Raw genomic sequence first — 2,203 nt, forward strand, 5'->3', positions numbered from 1 at the left:
GCAGGCGGACCGCGTTGCCGTCGAGGTCGTACTCGACGTCCTGCGCGGCGCGCGGCGCGCCGTTGTCCATGATGGCGTTGCCGGAGCCGTCGTAGAGGGCGCGCGCGGCGATCCGGTTCCGGTTCGGGGAGCCGTCGCCCGTGGGCGTCGTTCCCGGCGCCGCCCCCGGCTCGAAGGCGAGCGCGAACGCCTCCGTCGTCCCCCGCCCTGCCGGCGAAAGGATCGTCCGCCGGGTCTCATGTTCCCGAACGGATCGTACGCGTCGAATGTGCAGGTCCCCTCGATCGCCGCATCCCCCTCGCGGCGACGACACGCGCCTCGACCGCCCGCGCCGCGAGACGGAGTCTCGCCCGCGCGGGGATCGCGAGTCAACCGAGCGGCGTGGCCCGCGCCGCTGCGAGGCGCTCGGAGAATTCAATCTGCGGAAGCGACGTTACGCGCCATCTCACGGCGTGCCCATCTCCCTTCGGACATCAATGGGGACCTCCTGGAATTCCGACGAAGACAGCAGGTCGAACAGGACTGCGAACTGTCGATTTCTGGCTGCCATATCGTAAACAACGAAAGCCGTGCGCCGACCGTCCACGGCCGCGCACACGAAGTACACCGCGCCGTCCAACACCGCCGGGTTGATCAGAGAGCCGACAGCCTCGCCGGTCGCTTGGCGCCATTTCGCCTTCAGGGTTGCCCACTCGCGGTCAGGCATGACGCGCCGGCGGAAACGTCCGGGTGCCGGGCCGGTCGAGACCTCCTCGGCCCCGTTCCGCCCTTGGATGAACCAGACCGACTTGTACCCCCCGCCGGGGGCGCACCCGATCTGGAGCCCGATCACGGCTTTGACGTCGGGCTGACGAAGCCTGTCGTTCAGCTCGGCAAAAGCAGGATCGCGCCGCCACGCCGCCTGGCACCCCTGCAGATACGCAACGAACGAAGCGGGCGCCGATGGAGCGAGACCGAGGCCCGCGACCGAGCGGTCGATGTCGAAAGAGCACACGGACGTCGGCGAAGGGGTCTTGCACCCCGCCAAAGCCGTCAAGAGGAACACGACGGCCGCTAGGCGCTTCATCTCTCCTCCCGGCCCTTCGGCAGCGGCGGAATCTCTGGGACCTTTGTCGGCTCCGGAACTGGCTGCTGAACATAGGTCGTCTTGGGGTCTTGGGGATTCGTCAGGTTCTGCATCTGCACTGCCTTCACTTCCGTCGCGGCCGGCTCCCCAGGCTTGGCGGCATTGGTCTCTAGAGTGCCTGTGTCCATGTCTTCCATGTGAGAGATCATATGTGCCGCGAGTTCAACCGGACTGTCGTACCGTCCGTCAGCATCAACGTAGCCGTCTTCGTTGAACTCGAAGGAGGAACCGGTTCCCGTGCCGTCCTTCGCCCTGCTGTCATTGAGGGGAACTCCATGCTCGGACTCACCCGGCCGGATCCAGTGGATGTTGGGCGAGTGAATGAGTCTGTCGAGCGCAAGTTGCAGTCGGCCGGACCTGTCTGCCTTCGCGGCCATGTCAAGCGTGGTCCACATCGATGCAATGAAGATCGCGTCCGTTCCACGGGGAAACCTGATTTCTCTTCCGTTCGGATCAACGCCGCTAACCGGACCGTTCCTTACATACGCATACAAGTTCCACGACTGCGGATTCTCCGGCTGGACGTCGAACCCCGGATCGACGCTCAGGAACCGCCCCATCGACGCGGGGTAGTACCGCGCGAGCATGTAGTCCAGCCCGGTCTCCTCGTCCCGTTCGTGGCCCGTGAACTTCTTCCGGCTCGAGGAGGCGACCGGCCCCATCTCGCCGCCGAACGGGTAGTAGTCGTGCGCGTCGGCGAGCGCCCCCGCCGCGTCCGTCGCGACGCGCAGGCTGCCGAGGTGGTCGCGGTGGTGGAACGTGACCTTCGGCAGCGTCCCCATCGACGTGGTCCACGTCCGCTCGGCGACGACCTGCCCCAGCGCGTGCACGTATTCGCGCGAGAGCGTCGGTCCCGCCCCGCCGCGCGCGACGACGTACTCGGCGAGCGGCCGGCCCTGCGCGTCGCGCAGCGTCAGCGTCGCCTTCCCGTCCGCGCCCGCGCGCAGCCAGCGGAAGCCGTCCGCCGCGTAGCGGTAGGTCTCGGCCGGCGCGCCGAGCTCCGTCTTCGGGTCGCCTTCCACGAACGTCGTCATCCGGCCGAGCGCGTCCCACGACGCGCCCACGGTCTGACGCAGC

3 protein-coding genes are annotated in these 2,203 nt (G+C 67.6%); all 3 read right to left on the reverse strand.

All coding sequences use genetic code 11. The features are described 5' to 3' along the window. A partial coding sequence (locus LLG88_02270) for a hypothetical protein (protein ID MCE5245733.1) occupies positions 1-313 on the reverse strand: 313 nt, incomplete at its 3' end. 132 nt (positions 314-445) lie between these two features. Continuing rightward, the gene (locus tag LLG88_02275; GenBank protein ID MCE5245734.1) at positions 446-1,066 is read right to left on the reverse strand and encodes a hypothetical protein; all 621 of its coding nucleotides are present in this window, start codon (positions 1,064-1,066) and stop codon (positions 446-448) included. Further along, positions 1,063-2,203 (reverse strand): RHS repeat-associated core domain-containing protein (locus LLG88_02280; protein ID MCE5245735.1); only part of this gene is annotated, 1,141 nt, incomplete at its 5' end. The genes LLG88_02275 and LLG88_02280, both read right to left, overlap by 4 nt.

The organism is bacterium (assembly GCA_021372775.1).
In the GTDB taxonomy this organism is placed as follows: Bacteria; Acidobacteriota; Polarisedimenticolia; order J045; family J045; genus JAJFTU01.